The 16,161-nt window shown below is 64.9% G+C and carries 19 protein-coding genes and 1 tRNA gene; 13 read left to right on the top strand and 7 right to left on the bottom strand.

Annotated elements, in window-relative coordinates:
- Positions 1-119 precede the first annotated feature (119 nt).
- A complete protein-coding gene (locus HAP48_RS15135) occupies positions 120-458 on the bottom strand; it encodes a P-II family nitrogen regulator (RefSeq protein ID WP_029080941.1) in 339 nt (112 codons plus the stop codon).
- Positions 459-788: 330 nt separating this feature from the next.
- Between HAP48_RS15135 and HAP48_RS15130 the strand changes: the two genes are divergently transcribed.
- Both HAP48_RS15130 and HAP48_RS50460 read left to right on the top strand, forming a co-directional pair.
- A complete protein-coding gene (locus HAP48_RS15130; protein ID WP_166213052.1) occupies positions 789-1,679 on the top strand; it encodes a DUF4339 domain-containing protein in 891 nt (296 codons plus the stop codon).
- A gap of 126 nt (positions 1,680-1,805) precedes the next feature.
- A complete protein-coding gene (locus tag HAP48_RS50460) occupies positions 1,806-2,366 on the top strand; it encodes a GYF domain-containing protein (protein WP_166213054.1) in 561 nt (186 codons plus the stop codon).
- A 30-nt stretch (positions 2,367-2,396) separates the two neighbouring features.
- On the opposite strand, the gene tesB is transcribed toward HAP48_RS50460, so the two are convergent.
- Positions 2,397-3,257: an acyl-CoA thioesterase II gene (tesB, locus tag HAP48_RS15120; RefSeq protein ID WP_166213056.1), complete on the bottom strand. Its 861-nt coding sequence runs from the start codon at positions 3,255-3,257 to the stop codon at positions 2,397-2,399.
- A 191-nt stretch (positions 3,258-3,448) separates the two neighbouring features.
- On the opposite strand from tesB, the gene HAP48_RS15115 reads away from it, so the two are divergent.
- Together HAP48_RS15115 and HAP48_RS15110 are read left to right on the top strand one after the other, a co-directional pair.
- Positions 3,449-4,669 (top strand): ubiquinone biosynthesis hydroxylase, encoded by a 1,221-nt coding sequence (locus HAP48_RS15115; RefSeq protein WP_166213058.1) that lies wholly within the window; start codon positions 3,449-3,451, stop codon positions 4,667-4,669.
- Positions 4,670-4,683: 14 nt separating this feature from the next.
- Positions 4,684-5,187 carry a hypothetical protein gene (locus HAP48_RS15110; RefSeq protein WP_166213060.1) on the top strand — a complete coding sequence of 168 codons (504 nt, stop codon included), beginning with the start codon at positions 4,684-4,686 and terminating at the stop codon, positions 5,185-5,187.
- A gap of 21 nt (positions 5,188-5,208) precedes the next feature.
- On the opposite strand, the gene HAP48_RS15105 is transcribed toward HAP48_RS15110, so the two are convergent.
- From HAP48_RS15105 to HAP48_RS15095, 3 genes are all read right to left on the bottom strand, one after another.
- Positions 5,209-6,123 carry an alpha/beta hydrolase family protein gene (locus tag HAP48_RS15105; RefSeq protein ID WP_166213062.1) on the bottom strand — a complete coding sequence of 305 codons (915 nt, stop codon included), beginning with the start codon at positions 6,121-6,123 and terminating at the stop codon, positions 5,209-5,211.
- Between the two features lie 150 nt (positions 6,124-6,273).
- Positions 6,274-6,471, bottom strand: a complete 198-nt coding sequence (locus HAP48_RS15100) for a Trm112 family protein (RefSeq protein WP_166213064.1) — start codon at positions 6,469-6,471, stop codon at positions 6,274-6,276.
- A 106-nt stretch (positions 6,472-6,577) separates the two neighbouring features.
- On the bottom strand, positions 6,578-7,114 hold the full coding sequence (locus HAP48_RS15095) for a TetR/AcrR family transcriptional regulator (RefSeq protein WP_166213066.1): 537 nt from the start codon (positions 7,112-7,114) through the stop codon (positions 6,578-6,580).
- A gap of 92 nt (positions 7,115-7,206) precedes the next feature.
- Here HAP48_RS15095 and HAP48_RS15090 point away from each other — a divergent pair, with 92 nt between their 5' ends.
- The 6 genes from HAP48_RS15090 to HAP48_RS15065 all read left to right on the top strand — a co-directional run bounded on the left by HAP48_RS15090 (position 7,207) and on the right by HAP48_RS15065 (position 12,563).
- Positions 7,207-7,557, top strand: coding sequence for a hypothetical protein (locus HAP48_RS15090; RefSeq protein ID WP_166213068.1), 351 nt, complete (start codon positions 7,207-7,209; stop codon positions 7,555-7,557).
- Between the two features lie 12 nt (positions 7,558-7,569).
- Positions 7,570-8,376: a crotonase/enoyl-CoA hydratase family protein gene (locus HAP48_RS15085; protein WP_166213071.1), complete on the top strand. Its 807-nt coding sequence runs from the start codon at positions 7,570-7,572 to the stop codon at positions 8,374-8,376.
- Positions 8,373-8,795 (top strand): PaaI family thioesterase, encoded by a 423-nt coding sequence (locus tag HAP48_RS15080; RefSeq protein ID WP_224497055.1) that lies wholly within the window; start codon positions 8,373-8,375, stop codon positions 8,793-8,795. Before HAP48_RS15085 ends, HAP48_RS15080 begins: the two co-directional genes overlap by 4 nt.
- A gap of 161 nt (positions 8,796-8,956) precedes the next feature.
- Positions 8,957-11,491, top strand: a complete 2,535-nt coding sequence (locus tag HAP48_RS15075) for a bifunctional diguanylate cyclase/phosphodiesterase (protein WP_224497054.1) — start codon at positions 8,957-8,959, stop codon at positions 11,489-11,491.
- 222 nt (positions 11,492-11,713) lie between these two features.
- On the top strand, positions 11,714-11,998 hold the full coding sequence (locus HAP48_RS15070; RefSeq protein WP_166213075.1) for a PepSY domain-containing protein: 285 nt from the start codon (positions 11,714-11,716) through the stop codon (positions 11,996-11,998).
- 10 nt (positions 11,999-12,008) lie between these two features.
- Positions 12,009-12,563: a cytochrome b/b6 domain-containing protein gene (locus HAP48_RS15065; RefSeq protein WP_166213076.1), complete on the top strand. Its 555-nt coding sequence runs from the start codon at positions 12,009-12,011 to the stop codon at positions 12,561-12,563.
- A gap of 20 nt (positions 12,564-12,583) precedes the next feature.
- Here the strand turns inward: HAP48_RS15065 and HAP48_RS15060 are convergent, their stop codons facing one another.
- Positions 12,584-13,258, bottom strand: a complete 675-nt coding sequence (locus HAP48_RS15060) for an LON peptidase substrate-binding domain-containing protein (protein ID WP_166213078.1) — start codon at positions 13,256-13,258, stop codon at positions 12,584-12,586.
- A 30-nt stretch (positions 13,259-13,288) separates the two neighbouring features.
- On the bottom strand, positions 13,289-14,209 hold the full coding sequence (trxA, locus tag HAP48_RS15055) for a thioredoxin (protein ID WP_166213080.1): 921 nt from the start codon (positions 14,207-14,209) through the stop codon (positions 13,289-13,291).
- Between the two features lie 251 nt (positions 14,210-14,460).
- Here trxA and HAP48_RS15050 point away from each other — a divergent pair, with 251 nt between their 5' ends.
- The 3 genes from HAP48_RS15050 to HAP48_RS15040 all read left to right on the top strand — a co-directional run bounded on the left by HAP48_RS15050 (position 14,461) and on the right by HAP48_RS15040 (position 15,932).
- On the top strand, positions 14,461-14,787 hold the full coding sequence (locus tag HAP48_RS15050; RefSeq protein WP_224497053.1) for an SRPBCC family protein: 327 nt from the start codon (positions 14,461-14,463) through the stop codon (positions 14,785-14,787).
- Between the two features lie 185 nt (positions 14,788-14,972).
- Positions 14,973-15,047: transfer RNA gene (locus tag HAP48_RS15045), tRNA-Gly, on the top strand.
- A 225-nt stretch (positions 15,048-15,272) separates the two neighbouring features.
- Complete coding sequence (locus HAP48_RS15040) at positions 15,273-15,932, top strand: DUF2865 domain-containing protein (RefSeq protein WP_224497052.1); 660 nt, start codon at positions 15,273-15,275, stop codon at positions 15,930-15,932.
- Positions 15,933-16,161 lie beyond the last annotated feature (229 nt).

The raw sequence follows: 16,161 nt of genomic DNA, 5'->3' as shown, positions 1-16,161 counted from the left end.
GCTGCACGAAGAGCCCGTGCCCCCATCATCATTCCCCGGCGTGGTTTCTTGGCGTGATTTATTGGCGTGTGGATTTGGCGTGCGCCGGCGTCGTTGCCGGCGGCGATCTCGATTGAGCTTCAGAGCGCGTCGTTGTCGGTCTCGCCGGTGCGGATGCGCAGGGCGTGGTCGATCGGCGTCACGAAGATCTTGCCGTCGCCGATCTGACCGGTGCGGGCGTTCTGGGTGATGACGCTGACCGCCTTTTCGGCGAGCTCGGTATCGACGGCGATCTCGATCCGGAGCTTGGGCAGGAAATTCACGACATATTCGGCGCCGCGATAGATCTCGGTGTGGCCCTTCTGGCGGCCATAGCCCTTCACCTCTGTCACCGTCATGCCGTGGACGCCGATCGCGGTCAGCGCCTGGCGTACCTCATCGAGCTTGAACGGTTTGATGATCGCGACGACGAGTTTCATGGCTCAGGCCTTCATTCCCTTGAGGTTTTCCGTGTACGCCCGTCCCCGAGCCGGCGCGTGCCGTACCGGTGGGCTTGCACGTGCCACCGCCCGGAACGGCAAATTGCCATCCCGGGGCCGGCATTTCGCGTCCGCCAAATCTGGCAGCTTTCTGGGCAAATGGCATAAAAAAGTTGCAGGTTGAAGCGGAAAACATGCGCAGCGGGTGAGCGCCGTCACTGTACGGAATGGAAACGCTCGGCCACAATGTGGCTTTCCCGCCCCGGCCAGCGGTCCTTGCTGGCCCGTTCTCGCCACAGCGCGTGCACTCGCGCCCCGAGGAAACAGAAAATGTCGAACCGAAACTGGTTTTATGCATCCGAAGGCCAGCAGAAGGGCCCTTTGCCTGAAGCTCAGCTCCGCGACCTGATCACCCGTGGCATGGTGGGGGCCGATACCCTGGTGTGGACCGAGGGCATGGCCGGCTGGCAGAAGGCCGGGGAGATTCCGGGCCTGGTTCCGAGCGCGGCGGGCGCGCCGCCGGCGTTTCCGCAGGCCGGACCGCCGCCGGTGGTGGCATCCGGAAGCTACAGCGGAGGAGCACTGTCGGCCGATTTCCCGATCTGGGGCCTGTTCGGACGCAGCCTCCTGATGTTCATCGGCCAGATTTTCGTGATCCCCGCGCCGTGGACCGCGACCGCCCTGTATCGCTGGTCCATTCCGCACATCCGCGTGCCGGGCCGGCCGAATCTCGGCTTCACCGGACAGCCGCTCGACATCTGGTACGTCTTTATCATCCTCGGCCTGCTGACCTACTCCAGCGCGGCCAACAGCACGATCGTTTCGCTGCTCTCCCTCGCGGTGCAGGGCTTCCTGAGCTGGATGATCGTCCGCTGGATCGCGGGCCGCCTCAGCTCGAACGGTCAGGAGCTGCCGATCTCGTTCAAGGGCAGCCCGGCCGTCTATGTCGGCTGGTATGTGCTGATGGTGATCTCGGCCATCACCATCATCGGCTGGGCCTGGGTGATGACCGCCTGGATGCGCTGGATCTGCCGCAACATCGAAGGCACCCGCCGCGAGGTCACCTTCAATGCGACCGGGCTCGAGGTGCTGTGGCGCACCATCGTGTTCGCAGTCGGCTGCAGCTTCCTGATCCCGATTCCGTGGGTGCTGCGCTGGTACGCGAACTGGATCATCTCGCAATTCGCGCTGACCGAGCGCGGCGCCTACGCCGAGGCGTAAGCTCGCAGGGCGCTCCCTCTCTCCGGCCTTGCGGGGAGAGGGGCGCTCGCGGAATGCCGACTTTCTCACCCCCGCCAACGGTCCGCTGACCTGTTTCCGCTGGTGCGTCCGCCTCGAGGAAACGAAATGTCGAACCGATCCTGGTTTTATGCATCCGAAGGCCAGCAAAAGGGCCCGTGTTCGGACGCCGAACTCCGCAACCTCTTCGCCAGGCGGAAGGTGAGCGCGGATACGCTGGTCTGGAGCGAAGGGATGTCGAGCTGGACCAAAGCCGGCGACGTCCCCGGCCTCCTGAACAACGCGCCACAGCCGACGAAGCCCTTCGGTCAAGGCGCGGCTCGGCTGGATCCATCATTCGGCAATGGCGACGCCTCGCTGGACCAAACCCTGGGAACGGGGAAAATCCAGGAACTGGACATCACCCTCGGGAGACTGCTGAAGTTCTACTGGCTGTTTCTTTGGCGGTCGTTTCTCGGATCAGTCGTGATCGGCTTTGTGCTCGGATTCTTCATCGGCTTTGGGTTGAGGCTGTTCGGTGCGCCGCCATCCCTGACAAAAACCATGAGCAGCCTGGCTGGCGCCGTCGTTGGTGTGGTCTGGTCGATTGTCTGCCTGCGGATGGCGTTCGAAAAGAAATACAGCGACTTTCGAATCGCATTTGTGCCGCTCGACACCGGGCACGATTGATCGCGCGGACGAGGCGGCGTGGCGCAATCTCTATTTGCGTTCGCGCACCGAGCCCTCTTGCGCGACGGACGCCACCAGCGTGCCGTCGGGCTTGAAGATCAGGCCGCGGGTCAGGCCGCGGCCTGACTGCGCGCTCGGCGAATCCTGCGCGTACAGCAGCCATTCATCGGCGCGGAACGGGCGGTGAAACCACATCGCGTGGTCGAGGCTTGCCGGCATCATGCGCCGGTCGAACAGCGTGCGGCCGTAGCGCGCCATCACGGCGTCGAGCAGCGAGAAATCCGACGCATAGGCGAGCGCGCACAGGTGCAGCGCCGGATCGTCGGGCAGTTTCGCCGCGGTGCGGATCCAGACATGGATGCGGCCGTCGTCGATCTTCTGGCCGAAATAGCGGCCGAGCTCGACCGGACGCAGCTCGATCGGCCGGTCGCTCTCGTAGTAGCGGCGGATGAACTCCGGCATCTCCTTGAACATCGGCTGCTTCGAGACTTCCTCCGCGGTCAGCTTCTCAGGCGGCGGCACGTCGGGCATCTTCTCCTGATGGTTGAAGTTGCTCTCCTCGTCGGCATGGAACGACACCATGATGGAGAAGATCGCGTTGCCGTGCTGGATCGCGGTGACGCGGCGGGTGGTGTAACTCTTGCCGTCGCGCAGCCGCTCGACCTGGTAGATGATCGGGATCTGCGGATCGCCGGGCAGGATGAAATAGCAATGGATCGAATGCGGCAGGCGGCCCTCGACGGTGCGGCAGGCCGCCACCATCGCCTGGCCGATCACTTGGCCGCCGAACACGCGCTGCCAGCTCGTCTTCGGGCTGTTGCCGCGGAATAAATTCACCTCGAGCTGCTCGAGATCGAGGATGGACAATAGGTCGATCAGGCTCTTGGACATGGGGGCTTTCGTTGTCGTCTCGGCGTCATTTCGGGGCGATGCGCCAGCATCGAGCCCGGAATCCCGAGATTCCGGGTTCTCGCTTCGCGAGCCCCGGAATGACCGTCGGGCTTGTTTCTGCCCCCTGTTTCGCCCAGCTATTATCAGGTAGCAAGCACAGTCTGAGAGCGCAGGGCGCGTAAAGGAAGGGCATGCCGGCACAGCGTAGTATTGTCATCTGCGGCGGCGCATTTGCTGGGTTGGCGCTGGCCGTGGCGTTGCGCCAGGGGCTTGGGCCGGACATCCCGGTCGTCGTGGCCGATCCGGCGCTCAGCCGGCGCCCGAGCCGCGATCCGCGCGCAACCGCGATCGTGGCGGCCTGCCGGCGGCTGTTCGAGACGCTCGGCGTCTGGGGCCAGGTCGCGCCCACCGCGCAGCCGATCACGGACATGGTCGTGACCGACTCCAAGCTGGAGGACGCGACGCGTCCGGTGTTTTTGACTTTCACCGGCAATGTCGAGCCCGGCGAGCCGTTCGCCCATATGGTCGAGAACCGCTATCTGATCGATGCGCTGGCGACCCGCGCCGAGGCCGAGGGCGTCGAGCTGCGCGCCACCGCGGTGTCGAGCTTCGAGTCACGGCCCGATGGCGTCACCGTGACACTGGCCGATGGCACCGTGATCGATGCGAGCCTGCTGGTTGCCGCCGACGGCGCGCGGTCGAAGCTGCGTGAGCGCGCCGGCATTGCGACCCATGGCTGGGACTATGATCAATCCGGCATCGTCGTCACCGTCGGGCATGAGCGCGCGCATCACGGCCGCGCCGAGGAGCATTTCCTGCCCGCCGGCCCGTTCGCGATCCTGCCGCTGACCGGCAATCGCTCGTCACTGGTGTGGACCGAGACCCGCAAGGACGCCGCGCGCATCATTGCGTTGAACGACGAGGAATTTCACGCCGAGCTCGAGCAGCGCTTCGGCCTGCATCTCGGCGAGATCAAGGCGCTCGACAAGCCGCGCGCGTTTCCGCTCGGCTATTTCGTCGCGCGTTCCTTCATCGGCGAACGGCTGGCGCTGATCGGCGACGCCGCGCATGTGATCCACCCGATCGCGGGGCAGGGGCTCAACATGGGCCTCAAGGACGTCGCTGCGCTCGCCGAGGTCGTGGTCGATGCGGCGCGGCTCGGCATGGATCTCGGACAGGCCGACGTACTCGAGCGCTATCAGCGCTGGCGACGCTTCGACACGATGGCGATGGGGGTTGCCACCAACTCGCTGAACTTCCTGTTCTCCAACGAATCGACGCTGCTGCGCACCGTGCGCGACATTGGATTGGGCCTCGTCGACCGCGCGCCGCCATTGAAGGAGATGTTCATCCGTCAGGCGGCGGGCCTGTCCGGCGAGGTGCCGCGGCTGTTGAAGGGCGAGGCGCTGTAGCGCCAGGAGGGATCGTGATCGGCAGCAAGGCGATCCGTCGATTGTTGGCCGCGTCGCTTCTGATGGTTCTGCGGGTCACCGACGCGCCGGCCCAGATGGCGAGGCCGGAACCGTTTGACACGCCTGTCCCGGAAGCATGGCGCGCGCCGTTTACGCGCTTCCTGAGCGGCCTGAATGTCAGCGATGCGGTAGCTACCGTCGAAGCCAGCAGGGCGGTCGTTTTCCAAAATCCAGCCGGCGGTCCGGAGAGGATGATTATCAGGGTCAGGCACAAAGAGGCCTGCACGGTCGATCAGGATGAGTGTCTTACGGTCATCGCTCACATCGAGAACAACGAACTGGTCTCCGACGCGATGTTCTATGCCGGCGACAAAATAAGTTATGGCGACTTTAAACCCAGGGTTCCGGGCGTGCGGTCATTGCCGATCTTCTTCTACGGCAGGCAGCAGGTCGTCGCCGTGATCGTCACCGCGAAGGGGCTCGTGGTCAGCAGTCATTCGGCGGAAGCGCCAAAATGATGCGGTCCGCAGCACCGGCAATCATTTCTGTGAAATGAAGCCCGCCACCGCGTCGATCAGGTCGGGGTCGAGCGGCCGTTCCGGCTGATTGTAGCTCGCCACATCGTCGGTCGCGTCGGTGACGTCGACCAGCACGTGGTTCATATCCGGTAGCCACAATGATTTGGCCGCGACGTCGGCGGTGGTGAGCGCGAGGAAGTCGAGCCGCGCCAGCTGATGATCGCGGCCGCCGGCGATGATCAGTGTCGGCCCGGTGATCTTTCGCATCGGATCGATCGGATCCTCGGTAAAGCCGGATGCGATCGAAGGCTGCATCGCGGGCGCGATTGCAAGCGCCGGCGGCGGCGGGTCGACGATCTGCCCGGCCATGATGTCATCGATGGCCTTTCCGATCGGCGCGAATTTGTCCGGCGGCAGCTGCTTCTCGAGCTGCGCCTTCAGCAGATCGCCCTGCTTGCGCGCCGCCGTTGCCAGCAGCACCAGCCGGTCGACCGGCCCGCGTTGCGCGGCGAGGATCGCGACCAGCCCGCCCTCGCTGTGCCCGACCACCGCAACACGAGAGAATCGGCCGCTGCCGCGCAGGTAGTCGATCAGCGCCGCCGCGTCGCCGACGAAGTCCTTGAAGCGAAAGTCCTCGGGACGACCGAATTCCTTCTTCCATTCGCCGGCGCCACGCTTGTCGTAGCGCAGCGTCGCGATGCCGCGCGCGACCAGCTGCTCGGAGAGTTTATTCAGCGTTGCCGGCTTGAGCTGCGGCCCGTTGCCGTCGTGATCGGTCGAGCCGGAGCCGGCGATCAATAGCGCCACCGGCGGCTTTGCGATGTCGGGCGGGACCGTCAGCACCGCGTCAATGGGGCCGATGCGCAGCCTGCTCTCGTCAGCTGCGGCGCTCGCCAGCGAGACGAGCAGCAGCAGCCATGTGACGAGGATGCGCATTTGGTCCTCTTATCGGAGCATGATCTCCGCGCAAACGCTCCGCGTTTGTCGCGAGGAAAACCGCTTCACACTTTTCCGGATCATGCTCTAGATTCTTGATTTGACGCGTTTTCTTCACGCGAACCGGCGTCCACTTCGCTCGAAAACGCTCTAGTCGATCTTGCGCGCCTCTTCCGGCAGCATGATCGGGATGCCGTCGCGGATCGGATAGGCAAGTTTTGCGGACCGTGAGATCAATTCCTGCCGCGCGGCGTCGAATTCCAGCGGCCCCTTGGTGATCGGGCACACCAGGATTTCGAGCAGCTTCGGGTCGGCGGTGCTGTCGAGATTGTCGGTCGTTGAATTCATTGCGGTCTCCGACTGGAGCGTTTTCGAGCGAAGTGGGCACCGGTTCGCGTGAAGAAAACGCGTCAGAATAAGCTCGCCGTCATGTAGCACAATCAAATGCACGCTGTCAGCGCTTCGCCATGCGCAACAGCTCGTCGATTGCGGCCTGCTGCCGTGCTTTCGGGAGCGCCTGCTCGGACAGCGCGTAGCCGATGAACGCCCAGTAGAAGATTTGCGCGCGGCCGCGCGCCACGTCGTCGGGGAAGCCGGCCTGCCGGAGCAGGGTTTCGATGTAGCCGATCCGGCGCTGGTCGACCTCCAGCACGGCGGCGCGCGCTTCGGCATCGACGGTGGCCCAGCTGCGGACCGCGCGTTCCAGCGCCAGCCGCGCCGAGAAGGCGCGGCGCAGCAACAGCGCCAGCGCCTCGTCGCCTTTCGAAATGGTCTCGAGCTCGGCGATCACCTGCTCGGCGGCGACCTCGCGCCAATGGCTGAGGATCGCGCTGCGGTAGGCGGCGATGTCGGCGAAATGCCAGTAGAAGCTGCCGCGCGACACCCCCATGACCTTGGCCAGCGGCTCGGCCTTGAGCGCCGTGAAGCCGGTCCTCGCCAATGTCTTCAGGCCCTGATCGAGCCAGTCCTTGACTGAGAGCTGTTCCGTCATGGTTCCCCGTCCGCCCGTCTACCATACACAACTGTATTGACAGGCGCCAGCGGCCGGTGTCATATCCATACAGTTCTGTATGGAGAGTTCCGATGCGTGATCTCTTGCTTCAGGGTGCCGGTGTCGTCGCCATTGTGGTCAGCCTGATCCATGGCGTCCTCGGCGAGACCAAAGTGTTCGCGCGCGCCACGATCGAGCCGCCGCGGCTGCGCTTGCTGCTCCGCCTGGTCTATCAGGCCGGCACCGTCGCCTGGATCGGCGGCGGCGTGCTGCTGATGGTAGCGCCGACGATGGCGTCGGATCCCGCGCGGCACTGGATCGTGGCGACGCTCGCCGTCGTGTTCGGCTTCGCCGCGCTGGCCAACGCGCTGGCGACCCGCTTCCGTCACTTCGGCTGGATGGCGATGAGCGCGGTCGTGGCGCTCGCGGTCGCCGGCTATTAGCGAGGAGCGATCATGACGAATGTTCGCGTCACCGTGAGCATCGCCGATGGCGTCGCCGACGTCAGGCTGAACCGCCCGGACAAGCTCAATGCGCTCGATCCTGCGATGTTTACCGCGATCGCTGACGCCGGTGCGCAGCTGGCGGACAATCGCAAGGTCCGCACCGTGGTGCTGTCCGGCGAAGGCCAGGCTTTCTGCGCCGGTCTCGACATGGAACGCCTGGTCGCGACGACCGAGGGCGAATCCATCCTGCCCTTCGTCGATCTCGGCCGGCGGACGCACGGCATCGCCAATTTCGCGCAGCATCTGGTGTGGCTCTGGCGCGAGCTGCCGGTGCCGGTGATTGCCGCCGTCCACGGCATCGCCTTCGGCGGCGGTTTCCAGCTCATGCTCGGCGCCGATGTCAGATACCTCGCGCCCGCCACGCGCCTTGCCGTCATCGAAGCCAAATGGGGGCTGGTGCCCGACATGGCCGGCACGCAGCTGATGCGCCATCTCGTGCGCGAGGACGTGGTCCGTGAACTGACCTACACCGCGCGCGTGTTCTCCGCGGAGGAAGCGCTTGGCTACGGCTTCGCCACGCGAATTGCGGAGCGGCCGCGCGAGGCCGCGCTAGAGACGGCGCGTGCGATCGCGGACCGCAGCCCGGACGCGATCCGCGCCGCCAAGCGGCTGCTCAATCTGGTCGCCGACAGCGATGCGGCGACCGGGCTCGCAGCCGAGACCGCCGAGCAGGCCCTTCTGCTCGGCGCGCCCAATCACATCGAGGCCGTCAGGGCGAATCTCGAGCGACGGCCGCCGCAATGGAGCTTTGCGTGACCACTGGTCCAGGATTCGATCTCGAACGTCTCATTGCGACCAATGCGTCCGCGGCCTTCAACCGGCTGGCCGGCTTCGAGGTCGTCTCCGCCGGTGCCGGCGCGGTGGAACTGCGCATGCCCTGGCGCGACGATCTCACCCAATATGCGGGACATCTGCACGCCGGCATGATCGCGGCCCTGCTCGACACCGCCTGCGGCTTTGCCGCGGCGTCGATCGCGGGTTCCATCACCGCATCGCATTTCTCGATGAATTGTCTCAAACCTGCCGTGGGCCGCTGCTTCATCGCCAAAGGCACCACGCTGCGTGCGGGACGCAGGCAGGTCTTTGCGCGCGCGGAACTGTTTGCGGAGAACGAGCAGGGCGAGATGTCGCGGGTCGCAACCGGTGAAACCGTGTTGGTTCCGCTGGACGTTTGAGGTGTCCGATTGCCGTATGGGTGCGAAATTGATGGAGCTATCAATTTCGGTGGGGAATCGGCTTACGCGCGGATAACCATGCTACCGAAAGTTGAGAAAAATTATCGAGACCGACATTCAATCGGCCTAGCTTGTTCGCGCGAACAACCATGGACCGATGCATGTTTCGTGTTCTTACGTGTCTTTCAGGTGAGCATGACTGGCGGCTCGTCCTGCTCGCCGGACTGGTCTGTTTCGTTGCCAGCATCGTTGCCGTCAACATCTTCCATCGCGCGATCGCCACGCAGGCGAGGACGCGCCTGATCTGGATCGCGATCGCAGGCGCTGCGATCGGCTACGGCATCTGGGCAACGCATTTCATCGCGATGCTCGCCTACGAGCCGGGCGTGCCGACCGGCTACGGTATCGTCCTGACCGCGCTGTCACTCGCCGCGGCGATGATGCTGACGTCATGCGGCCTTGGCCTTGCCGCCAGCGACCCCAGCCGGTGGCGTGCGCCGGTCGGCGGCGCGGTGATCGGCGCCGGCATCGCCAGCATGCACTATCTCGGAATGTGGGCGCTCGAAGTGCCGGGCCATGTGGTCTGGTCGCTCGACCTCGTGGCGGCCTCCATCGTGCTCGGCATGCTGTTCGGCTATGCCGCACTGGCGATCGCGGTCCGCCATCAGGACCGCTGGATGTCGCTCGCCGCGGCGCTGTTGTTGACGCTTGCGATCGTGTCGCATCATTTCACCGCGATGGGCGCGGTCGAGATCGTTCCGGATCCGCTGCAGGCCCCCGCCGCCCTGTCGCTCTCTCCGGCCTTCCTCTCCATCGTGATCGCGGGCGTGGCGCTTTCGGTGCTCGGGATGAGCCTGGTCGGCGTGCTCGCCGATCGCCGCCTGGCGCTGCGCACCCGCCGCTTCGAGGAGATCATCAGCCAGCTTTCGCTGGCGCGGCAGCAGGTCGAGGCGTCGCAGAAGGAGCTGGAGGAACACAGGTTCCGGCTGGATACGGCGATCAACCACATGGGCGAAGGTCTCTGCATGTTCGATGCGGAGAAGCGCCTCGTCGTCTGCAATGACCGCTACGCCAAGATGTACCGGCTGCCGCCTGAATTGCTGCTGCCCGGCACGGCCCACCGCGAGATCATCAGACATCGGATCGCCAACGGCATCCTCAAGGGCGAGACCAGCGACAGCGCCGCGACGCAGGTGCTCGCGACATTGAATGCGCTGCCAGCGGGCGAGATCAGCAGCCGGGTCGACGAGCTTGCCGACGGCCGGCTGATCTGCGTGACGCGGCAGCCGATGCCCGGCGGCGGCTGGGTGGCGACGCATCGCGACGTCACCGAGCAACGGCGCTCCGAGGCCAAGATCACCCATATGGCGCAGCATGACGCGCTGACCGATCTGCCGAATCGCGTGCTGCTCAAGGAATGGATGGAGCAGGCACTCTCCGGCGCCCGGTGCGGCGGGCCGAGCCTCGCAGTGCTGATGCTCGATCTCGATCGCTTCAAGGACGTCAACGACACGCTCGGGCATCCGGCGGGCGATGCGCTGCTCAAATCGGTGGCCGCACGGTTGCGTCGGTGCGTCAGCGATACCACGCTGATCGCGCGGCTCGGCGGCGACGAGTTCGCGGTGATCGACTACGTCACAGATCCGATCGCGGAAGCGGGCTTGCTTGCCGAGAAGATCAGAAAGGCGCTCAGCGAGCCGATCGATCTCGGCGATCATCGCGTGACCACCACGACCAGCATCGGCATTGCGATCGCACCGCGCGACGGCACCGATTCCGACGAGGTCCTGCGCAGCGCCGATCTTGCGCTCTACTCGGCCAAGAGCGGCGGGCGCGGCTCGTTCCGCTTCTTCGAGCCGGAGCTCGACCGGCTGTTGCAGGCCCGGCGCAGCCTCGAGCGCGACATGCGCAGCGCGCTCGTCAACGGCGAGTTCGAGTTGCACTATCAGCCGTTCATCAATGTCGCGAGCGGGGAGACCTGCGGCTTCGAGGCGCTGTTGCGCTGGCATCACCCGCAGCGCGGCATGATATCCCCGGCCCAGTTCATCCCGCTGGCGGAAGAGACCGGCCTGATCGTTCCGCTCGGCGAATGGGTGCTGCGCACCGCCTGCGCCGAGGCCGCGAAATGGCCCGACGATCTCAAGATCGCGATCAATCTGTCGCCTGTGCAGTTCAGGAGCCCGGACCTGGTCCCGGTGATCGTGCACGCGCTGGCGAGCGCGGGAGTTTCGCCTGAGCGGCTCGAGCTCGAAGTCACCGAAACGGCGATCATCCAGGACAGCGAGGCGGTGTTCGCGGCTCTCAGCCAGCTGCACGATCTCGGGGCGCGGATTGCGCTCGATGATTTCGGCACCGGCTACTCGTCGCTGAGCTTCCTGCAGAAGTTTCCGTTCGACAAGGTCAAGATCGACCGCAGCTTCGTGTCCGAACTCGCCGGCGCAACCGACGAGTCGCGCAGGATCGCGCGCGCGATCGTTCGATTTGCCGTCAGCCTCGGCAAGACCACGACGGCCGAAGGCGTCGAGACCAGGGAGCAGCTCGACATCCTTCGGGCGGACGCCTGCGTGGAAGTGCAGGGCTTCCACTTCAGCCCGCCAGTGCAAGGTGAGAAGGTCGCACAAATGATCGGTGGATGGAGCACGGCATCCGCGCAACGCCCGGCAGTTCGATTGGCAATGGCGGGCGCCGCTTCCTGACCGCGGGACCGCGGCGGCGGACCGGATCCGTATGAGGCGTAAGGCCGCAGCAGGCGGTCAAAACCGGATTGCGCGTGGAGAGCAAAGCGGTTTTCGCAACCGTTAGAATAGCTCTAAAGCCAGGCCGCAAACGCGCTTGCTTGACTTGGCAATCACCTCAGTTTTGTTCACGCATGTGCTCCGCGCGACGGTGTTGCGGGCATGACCGAAAACGGAGGGGAGATGCGCGTGAAAGTGATTTTGAGTGCGGTGCTCGCAGCTTGTGTTCTGGGGCTGATGGGATCGGCGGCACTCGCCGACGGCTACAAGAATTGCACGAAGCTCGACAAGGCGTCGTGGAAACCGGCAAGCGATGCCGAGGCCAAGGCCAAGGCCGCCGGCTACGAGGTGCGCCGCTCGAAGATCGAGGGCTCCTGCTATGAGGTGTACGGCGTCAAGGAAGGCAAGCTCTACGAGCTGTTCTACAGCCCGGAGGATCTCAGCCTGAAGCACACGATCGCGAAGTGAAGCAGGCGCGATGATCGAGGCGGCGTCCGGTGCGCGCGGCGCGACCAGCGTGCAGGTCTGGGACCTGCCGCTGCGGCTCTGGCACTGGGCGCTCGCCATCCTCGTCCTCGTCGCATGGGTGACACCCAGCACCCATGACCGGCTGCACCGGCTCGCCGGTTACTCCGTGATCGGGCTGCTGGCGTTCCGGCTGATCTGGGGCTTTGCCGGCACCCGCTACGCGCGCTTCGGCAAGGTTGGCGTCCGGCTGCGCGCCGCGCCGCGCTACATCTGGAATCTCCGCCGCGGCATCACCGGGCGCTATATCGGGCTCAATCCCGCGGGCACCGTGATGCTGGTGACGCTGCTGTTCCTGCTCGCGGTCTCGGCGATCACGGGCGCGATGGAGGTCACCGTCACCTTCTTCGGCGTCTGGTGGGTCGAGGACACCCACGCCTACGCCTCCGATGCCGTCCTCGTCCTGGTCGCCCTGCACGTGCTCGGCGTCGTCGTGGTGGGGTTGCTGCAGCGCCAGAATCTGGTGCGCGCGATGTTCACCGGACGCAAGCAGCTTCGTAATCGCTGACGTGGAAGGCTGAGAGCGCCTCACTGCACCGGCGGGTCGCCGCTGGTGCGCTTCTTGGCGAGATCCATCTCGGTGACGGCGATCAGGATTTCGGCGCGAGTCTTCAGGTCGGGCGCCTCCAGCATGGCCTGCTTCTCGGCCGGGCCATAGGGCGACATCATCGCCAGCGCATTGACCAGCGCCTCGTTGGGCGCGGACTCGATGCCCTCCCAGTCGACCTTCAGATTGTTGGCTTCCAGGAAATCGGCGAGCACCTCGAGCAGTGCCTTGCGGTCGACGGCGTCCTCGCCCTTGCGCGCGGTGAAGTCGCCGGTGAAGGAGAAGAAGTCGACCTTGCACTGCCGGTACGCCGTCTGCACGGACAGCTCCTCGACCACCTTGAAGCGCGCGACGCCGGTCAGTTCGAGGATGTAGCGGCCGTCGCCGGATTCGGCGAGCTGGGTGATGCGGCCGACGCAGCCGATCCGGAACAGCACCGGCTTCGCCTCTTTGTGCGAATGCGCCACGTCGGGCTGGATCATGCCGATCAGGCGGTGGCCGTCGCGCAGCGCGTCGTCGATCATCGCGAGGTAGCGCGGCTCGAAGATGTTGAGCGGCATCTGGCCGCGCGGCAAAAGCAGCGCGCCAGGCAGCGGGAACACCGGGATGATCTCGGGGAGCTCGCCGGGCCCGCGATATTCGGCATTGATCGGCATCTGCAGTCCCGCTGCTGTGACGGGCGTGCGTTACGAGAACAGGATCGTCGACAACCGCTTGCGCCCGTCGACGGTTGCCTCATCGGTGCCGCCCCACGCCTCGAAGAACTGCACCAGCTGCTTGCGCGCGCCGTCGTCGTTCCACTTGCGGTCACGCTTGACGATCGCGAGCAACTGCTCGGTCGCCTCAGAGCGCTTGCCCGCCGCATTGAGCGCGGTCGCGAGATCGAATCGAGCCTGATGATCGAGCGGGTTTGCGGCGACTTTCTGTTCTAGCTCCGCGATCGGTCCGACCGACTGCGCCTGCTCGGCGAGATCGATCGCCGCCTGCACCGCCTTCACCGCGGCATCGTTGCGCTTGGATTCCGGCACCATCGCGAGCGTCTGCTTGGCCTGCTCGACCGCGCCGGTCGTCATGTAGCATTTGGCGAGGCCGGCCAGCGCCGCGATGTTGGTGGCGTCATGCGCCAGCACCTCGGCATAGATCTGCGCCGCCGCTTCGGCGTCGCCCTCGGCGAGCACGGCGTCGGCCTCGGCCAGAATCTCCGCGAGATTCGGCTCGCCGGCGGCGGGCACGCCCTTGGTGATCTTGTCGATGAAGGCGTTGACCTGGCTCTCCGGCACCGCGCCCATGAAGCCATCGGCGGGCTGGCCGTTGACGAAAGCGATCACGGCCGGGATCGACTGGATGCCCATCTGGCCGGGAATCTGCGGATGCTCATCGATGTTCATCTTGACCAGCTTGACCCGGCCCTTGGCGTTGCGGACCGCCTTTTCCAGCATCGGCGTGAGCTGACGGCAGGGACCGCACCAGGGCGCCCAGAAGTCGATCATAACCGGCTGGCGGCGCGACTCCTCGATGACGTCCTTGACGAAGGTCTGGGTCGTCGTCTCCTTGATCAAATCGGGCGCTGCCTGGGGCGTGGGGCCGCCCTGCTCCATTATCGTCACGTTGTCCTCACCTGGTCTTCTGAGGTCGGAAATCCGGGGGCGTTCTAGCACGCTCCGCACGGCACGTTCAGCCGTTCTGTCAGGCTAGAGCATGATCCCGGAAAAGTGGGAACCGGTTTTCCGAAGATCATGCCCATAAATGGCGGTCGGCCAGCAAAATTCAATCGCTTGGCGTCCGTCCTGTTCCATCGGAGATCGGGTGGGTTCGCGCTCCGGCCCGGCCGAACCCTTCACTGCAACAGGGGGCGCCCATGGCAAAGGCCTATTACAGCACCGTGTTCGAGCAGCCGGCCGGCGACGTCTGGAAAATCATCCGCGATTTCAACAATTACCCGGTCTGGGTCCGCGGCGAGGGGGTGAGCGAGATCGAGCAGGGCAAGTCCGGCGCTTCCAGACCTACGAATTTGCCGGTCTCCCGACCCAGCGCGACGCTGCGGGTCACCCCGGTGGTCGGCGGCGATCGCGCCTTTGGTCGGCGGTGTTCGATTGCGACGCCGACCGCCGCGCCGAGCTGGCCCGGACGCTGGCCGGCTGGTTCGAGACCTGGCTCGAATCGCTCCGGGACGAGATGGCTGTGAGGCCGGTTCCGGTCGAGACACAGGTAGAAATCATCGGGCTGGCCCGATTTCGGCCGATTCGAGCTCAAATTTTAAGGAAACCGTGCGATTTCGTGAGGCCCGGACTGCGCTTCTTGTGTTGCATTCACAGACGGCATTTGGCATAGCTCTGCCGTTGTCGGCGAGCGATCGCCGCCAGTTCGGATGCGGGTGTAGCTCAGTGGTAGAGCACGACCTTGCCAAGGTCGGGGTCGAGGGTTCGAGCCCCTTCGCCCGCTCCAAACTTTCTCGCTGACCGAGCTGACGCCTGATGAAGCCCGCCCGTCAAAGCGGGCTTTTTGCTTGTCAGGCGGCGCCGGCGCGCGAGATTTTGCGCCGACGATCGCGCCGCTCCGGCGGGCCCTTCATTAGCCGTCAAACGATGCATTCTCAAAACTGATAGAAATCTGTGGTTGTGTCGGCGTTGAAATGGCTGCCGCTCGCCTTCCGATGCGGCAAGCAAGTGCATGATGTCGATCAGCCGGACGCCAGATACCGTCTTCAACCGCAGCCTGGCGCGCGCAAGCGTGGCAGCGCTGGTCGCGCTCGTCGGCAATTGGGCATCGTCGCCGGTTTCAGCACAGCAATTGCCTAGCGACTCGGCGTATACCGCGGCGCCCAGCTTTGCTGCCGCGCCGGAATTTGAGCCCGCCGAAGAACGCCGGCGGCCGCGGGTGTACATCACGACGCGATCAGGCGGCGGCCGGCAGAACTTCTGCGTCAGGACCTGCGACGGCCGCTTCTTCCCGCTGCCGCGCGTGAGCGAGGCGGCCAATGCCGGGGCATGCGAGGCGGCCTGTCCCGCCGCCGAGGTGAAGCTGTATTCCGGCTCCGACATTGACGGCGCCATGACCGAGCAGGGCGAGACCTACAAGACGCTCGCAAACGCATTTCGATTTCAGCGCGAGATCGTGCCGCAATGCTCATGCCGCACCGGCGCAACGGCCGGCCTCTCGCCGATTGCGATCGAGAACGATTTGACGCTTCGCACCGGCGACATCATCGCCGCCGATGACGGCTTCAAGATCGCGGCGATCTCCAGCGGGCAGAAGCGCAGCGTGCTGTTCAGGCCGCTGTCGAAAGCGAAAGCGCAGGCACTCGGCCTGGCGCGGATTTCGTCGCGATAGAACCGTCGCGAGCGTTGGCGTCGTTTGGATATCGCGTGCGGTGCAGAACGGCTGTTGGTCTCGTTCGCAAGGTGGCGTTCGGCGACGAAACTGGTTTTGAACAGTTTTGACATCTTTAGAAACGACAGCGGCTGTTGACTTGCCCAAAATCTGTCGCTTAGATTGCTTCCAGATTATTTTATTATTTTTCTAATCGTTGCATAAGGGGTGGGACATTTCGAATTTCCTT

This window comes from Bradyrhizobium septentrionale (assembly GCF_011516645.4).
GTDB lineage: Bacteria > Pseudomonadota > Alphaproteobacteria > Rhizobiales > Xanthobacteraceae > Bradyrhizobium > Bradyrhizobium septentrionale.
Note: the sequence above shows the minus strand (reverse complement) of the source record. Positions and strands in the feature narration are given on the sequence as shown.

Bases quoted from the DNA above. Each gene is read 5' to 3' on its own strand.
- HAP48_RS50460 (WP_166213054.1), top strand. From the start codon at position 1,806: ATGTCGAACCGATCCTGGTTTTATGCATCCGAAGGCCAGCAAAAGGGC.
- HAP48_RS15135 (WP_029080941.1), bottom strand. From the start codon at position 458: ATGAAACTCGTCGTCGCGATCATCAAACCGTTCAAGCTCGATGAGGTA.
- HAP48_RS15105 (WP_166213062.1), bottom strand. From the start codon at position 6,123: ATGCGCATCCTCGTCACATGGCTGCTGCTGCTCGTCTCGCTGGCGAGC.
- HAP48_RS15070 (WP_166213075.1), top strand. From the start codon at position 11,714: ATGCGCGTGAAAGTGATTTTGAGTGCGGTGCTCGCAGCTTGTGTTCTG.
- HAP48_RS15085 (WP_166213071.1), top strand. From the start codon at position 7,570: ATGACGAATGTTCGCGTCACCGTGAGCATCGCCGATGGCGTCGCCGAC.
- HAP48_RS15130 (WP_166213052.1), top strand. From the start codon at position 789: ATGTCGAACCGAAACTGGTTTTATGCATCCGAAGGCCAGCAGAAGGGC.
- HAP48_RS15050 (WP_224497053.1), top strand. From the start codon at position 14,461: ATGGCAAAGGCCTATTACAGCACCGTGTTCGAGCAGCCGGCCGGCGAC.
- HAP48_RS15060 (WP_166213078.1), bottom strand. From the start codon at position 13,258: ATGCCGATCAATGCCGAATATCGCGGGCCCGGCGAGCTCCCCGAGATC.
- HAP48_RS15100 (WP_166213064.1), bottom strand. From the start codon at position 6,471: ATGAATTCAACGACCGACAATCTCGACAGCACCGCCGACCCGAAGCTG.
- HAP48_RS15095 (WP_166213066.1), bottom strand. From the start codon at position 7,114: ATGACGGAACAGCTCTCAGTCAAGGACTGGCTCGATCAGGGCCTGAAG.
- HAP48_RS15115 (WP_166213058.1), top strand. From the start codon at position 3,449: ATGCCGGCACAGCGTAGTATTGTCATCTGCGGCGGCGCATTTGCTGGG.
- HAP48_RS15090 (WP_166213068.1), top strand. From the start codon at position 7,207: ATGCGTGATCTCTTGCTTCAGGGTGCCGGTGTCGTCGCCATTGTGGTC.
- tesB (WP_166213056.1), bottom strand. From the start codon at position 3,257: ATGTCCAAGAGCCTGATCGACCTATTGTCCATCCTCGATCTCGAGCAG.
- HAP48_RS15065 (WP_166213076.1), top strand. From the start codon at position 12,009: ATGATCGAGGCGGCGTCCGGTGCGCGCGGCGCGACCAGCGTGCAGGTC.
- HAP48_RS15040 (WP_224497052.1), top strand. From the start codon at position 15,273: ATGATGTCGATCAGCCGGACGCCAGATACCGTCTTCAACCGCAGCCTG.
- HAP48_RS15075 (WP_224497054.1), top strand. From the start codon at position 8,957: ATGTTTCGTGTTCTTACGTGTCTTTCAGGTGAGCATGACTGGCGGCTC.